Source organism: Microtetraspora sp. NBRC 13810 (genome assembly GCF_030268685.1).
Taxonomy (GTDB): Bacteria; Actinomycetota; Actinomycetes; order Streptosporangiales; family Streptosporangiaceae; genus BSRQ01.
Genome location: NZ_BSRQ01000105.1, coordinates 1 through 255, shown reverse-complemented (window position 1 = coordinate 255; position 255 = coordinate 1). Strand labels below are relative to the sequence as shown.

Sequence of the window (255 nt, the reverse complement as noted above, 5' to 3'; positions counted from 1 at the left end):
GTGCCGCCCGCGATGACGAGTTCGGTGTCGGGCAGGAGCCGGAGTGCCTGGATGATCGTGCCGATGCCTTTGCGTGGGACGAGGCGGCCCAGGCTGAGCAGGCGTGGCCGGGTGCTTCGTGCGGTGGCTGGGCCGTGGGGGGTGAAGAGGTTGAGGTCCACTCCGCACGGTATGACGGCGATCTGTTGTCTGGGTACGCCCATCAGGAGGAGTTCGTGCACTTCGTCGGTGCAGGTGGCGAGGATGGCGTCGGCG

At 67.8% G+C, this 255-nt stretch carries 1 pseudogene; it reads right to left on the bottom strand.

The annotated features are described in order from the left end of the window. Positions 1 to 255, bottom strand: a pseudogene (locus QSK26_RS41635) (glycosyltransferase family 1 protein); the annotation flags it as partial.